This is a genomic window from Actinomycetota bacterium (genome assembly GCA_035697485.1).
Classification (GTDB): Bacteria; Actinomycetota; UBA4738; order UBA4738; family HRBIN12; genus JAOUEA01.
In genome coordinates this window covers 1-3,285 of record DASSCU010000008.1, presented here as the reverse complement: position 1 = coordinate 3,285, position 3,285 = coordinate 1, and the positions used below count along the sequence as shown (strand labels likewise).

Here is a 3,285-nt window from a genome sequence, read left to right as displayed (position 1 = left end):
CGAGCCTCCGTATCCTTGGCGTGCCGCAGACAGCAGGGGCGCTCACCGCGCGTAATCCCGATCACCGGGCACCTGCCGAGGCGAACGGAAGAGCGCAGCACCTGACGATGCGCGTCTCCGCTGTCTGCGGAGGCGCGTTGTTTCATGTCAGGAGGCGCGATGCCCAAACAGGAGAAGGTCGAACGGGTCGCTGAGCTCAAGGACCGGATCGAAGGATCCGACGCCCTGCTGCTCACCGAGTACCGCGGCCTCAGCGTGTCGGAGATCACCGAGCTTCGCCGGTCCCTCGCCGAGGGCGGCACGAGGTTCCAGGTGGTCAAGAACACCCTGATGCGACGGGCCGTCACCGACGCCGGCGTCGCGGAGCTCGAGGTCCTGTTGGAGGGACCCTCCGCGGTGGCGTTCGTCGAGGGCGACCCCGTGGCGGCGGCCAAGTCGGTCGTCGACGCCGCGAAGAAGTACCCCACCCTGGTGCTCAAGGGCGGGTTCATGGACGGCAAGATGCTCTCCGCCGACGACGCGAAGGCGCTCGCCTCGCTCGAGTCGCGCGAGGTGATGCTGTCGAAGATCGCCGGCTTGATGAAGTCGGAGATGTCGAAGGCCGCGGCGCTGTTCGTCGGCGCTCAGTCGAAGTTCGTGTCGCTGCTCGAGGCCTACAAGGAGAAGGTGCCCGGCGAGGACGTCGCCGAGGCCCCTGAGCCCGAGGCAGCCGCGGAGCCCGAGGCAGTCGCGGAAGCCGAAGCCGAGGCATCCGAGCCAGAGGCCCCCGAGGCGGAAGCCAGCGAGCCGGAGGCCGCAGAGCCCGAGCCCGAAGCCAGCGACGAGACGACCGAGGCCGAGGCTTCGGACGAGAGCGGAAACGAGGAGGAGTGAGCGATGGCGAAGATGTCCACGGACGACCTGCTGGAGCAGTTCAAGGAGATGACGCTGCTCGAGCTGTCGGAGTTCATCAAGCAGTTCGAGGAGACCTTCGACGTGACGGCCGCGGCGGCCGCGCCCGTCATGGTGGCCGCGCCCGGTGGCGGCGGTGGCGGCGAGGCCGAGGCCGAGGAGCAGGACGAGTTCGACGTGGTCCTGACCGGCGCCGGCGACAAGAAGATCCAGGTGATCAAGGAGGTGCGCGCGCTGACGAGCCTCGGTCTCAAGGAGGCCAAGGACCTCGTCGACGGAGCCCCTCAGCCGGTTCTCGAGAAGGTCAACAAGGAGGCCGCCGACGCCGCGAAGGAAGCCCTCGAGGGCGCCGGCGCGAGCGTCGAGGTCAAGTAGCCCAACCGTTTTGCCCACTCGCGGAACGCCGAGGCGGGGTCCATCGGGCCCCGCCTCTTTCGTTCCGTCGGGAAGCATCGTTTCCGCCCGAATCACGTTCGCGACCCTGTGCTAAGGTGCCGCACTCGGGGAACAGAAGAACACGGCCATGGAGGGGGGACCAGGCGTCATGCAGTTCGACGACGAGGGACGGCACTTCGGAAATCGTTTGCGTGAGACGCGGCTGGCGGCGGGGCTGAGCCAGTCCGAGCTGGAGGAGATCTCCGGCATCCCGAAGGCGCGGTTGTCCCGATATGAGAACGGTCACGTGGAGCCCTCGATCCAGACGCTGGCCCGTCTGGCGCGAGCGCTGAACGTGTCCGAGGCGTCGCTGCTCGGCGATCACCGCGCGGTGATGGAGGACTTCTTCCGGGTGCTCGAGGAGCGCGGCGTCACGATCACGACCAAGGAGCAGGGCGGTCGGCTGGCGCAGGCGGTCGCCGACATGGTCCAGGCGCTCGGCGGCATCGAGTCCGTGGCCGGGCCGGCCGAAGCCGTTGACGACGTCACGGTCCTGCACGACGCTCCCGCACCGATCGGCTGAGGCCGAGCGGCCTCCTCACCGTCCTTCAGGAGCCGGTCAACCGGCGCTCGCGCGCTGGTGTTCGATCACGTCGTCGAGGATGTCGTCGAGCGTGTGCTTCGGCGACCATCCGGTGAGCGAGGTGATCTTCCCGATGTCGGGCACCCGCCGCTCCATGTCCTCGAAGCCCGTCTCGTAGGCGACGTCGTAGGGCACGTGCACGATCCGTGACGACGAGCCCGTGCGGGCGACGATCGCCTCGGCGAGCTCGTTGATCGACACCTCGTTGAGGGCGCCGATGTTGAACGGGTCGCCCGGGCTGTCGGGGTGGTCGAGCAGCGACACGACCGCGGCCACCGTGTCGAACACGTGGCAGAAGCACCGTTGCTGCACGCCCGTGCCGTACACGGTCAGGTCCTCACCGGCCAGCGCCTGCCGCACGAGCGACGGCACCACCATGCCGTAGGCGCCGGTCTGACGAGGCCCGACGCAGTTGAAGAAGCGCACGACGATCGCCTCGGTGCCTCGATCCTTCCAGTACGCGTGGGCGAGGATCTCGTCGACGGCCTTCGCCTCGCTGTACGACCAGCGGGCGACGAACGGCGAGCCGAGGATGCGGTCGCTCGTATCGGGCAGCGGTCCGGACGCGTTCTTCCCGTAGATCTCCGAGGTCGAGGCCACCATCACGCGTGCTCCGGCGAGGGCGGCCGCCTCGAGCACGTTCTCGGTGCCACGGATGTTCGTGATCAGCGACCGGAGCGGCTGCTCGACGATCAGCTTCACACCCACCGCGGCGGCCAGGTGCACGATCACATCGGACCGGCCCGCGAGCTCGTGCACGAGCGTCTCGTCGAGCACCGTGCCCTCGTGCAGCTCGAAGCACGGGTGGCCGAGCAGATGGGCCACGTTGTCGATCGAGCCCGTGGAGCCGTCGTCGAGTGCCACCACGCGGTCGCCACGGGCGAGGAGGGCGTCGGCGACGTGCGACCCGATGAAGCCGGCGCCCCCTGTGATCAGGTAGCTCATGGACTCGTCAGTCTAGGTGGACTCTTCCCGTCAGCCGGGAGGTCGACTCAGGGGGCCACGACGATTGGCTCGACGGACTCTCGACGACGAACCGGCTCGGGCATGCGCAAGAAGACCCAGAGCAACAGCAGCCACGTCACCATGACGGTCCCTGCGATCGCGGTCACGACGGCAGTCTCCTGGTGGTAGACGACATAGGCCAACACCGAGTAGCCGGCTTGCACGGCGACCAACTGGAGCAGCACGGTGCGTTTCGACCCGCCGCCGTTGCGGAGACGGTGGGACGTGTGGTCGGTCCCTCCCGCCATGAGGGGACGGCGCCCCATCGCTCGCGCGAGGATCACGAGCGTCAGATCGAACAGCGGCAGGGCCGCCAGGAGCACGGTCGTCAGCACCCGTGGCGCGGCTTCGCCCACGGGCAGGTCGAGCTT

At 68.5% G+C, this 3,285-nt stretch carries 5 protein-coding genes; 3 read left to right on the top strand and 2 right to left on the bottom strand.

The genetic code is table 11. The features are described from left to right. Window positions 1-159 precede the first annotated feature (159 nt). The 3 genes from rplJ (at window position 160) to VFI59_02075 (ending at window position 1,849) form a co-directional block, all read left to right on the top strand. A complete protein-coding gene (rplJ, locus tag VFI59_02085) occupies window positions 160-873 on the top strand; it encodes a 50S ribosomal protein L10 (GenBank protein ID HET6712485.1) in 714 nt (237 codons plus the stop codon). 3 nt (window positions 874-876) lie between these two features. Next, the gene (gene rplL / locus VFI59_02080) at window positions 877-1,266 is read left to right on the top strand and encodes a 50S ribosomal protein L7/L12 (GenBank protein HET6712484.1); all 390 of its coding nucleotides are present in this window, start codon (window positions 877-879) and stop codon (window positions 1,264-1,266) included. A gap of 169 nt (window positions 1,267-1,435) precedes the next feature. Next, window positions 1,436-1,849, top strand: coding sequence for a helix-turn-helix transcriptional regulator (locus tag VFI59_02075; protein HET6712483.1), 414 nt, complete (start codon window positions 1,436-1,438; stop codon window positions 1,847-1,849). Window positions 1,850-1,885: 36 nt separating this feature from the next. On the opposite strand, the gene VFI59_02070 is transcribed toward VFI59_02075, so the two are convergent. Next, the gene (locus tag VFI59_02070) at window positions 1,886-2,854 is read right to left on the bottom strand and encodes an NAD-dependent epimerase/dehydratase family protein (GenBank protein HET6712482.1); all 969 of its coding nucleotides are present in this window, start codon (window positions 2,852-2,854) and stop codon (window positions 1,886-1,888) included. A 47-nt stretch (window positions 2,855-2,901) separates the two neighbouring features. Continuing rightward, window positions 2,902-3,285, bottom strand: a 384-nt coding sequence (locus VFI59_02065) for a hypothetical protein (protein ID HET6712481.1), incomplete at its 5' end; no start/stop codon positions are given.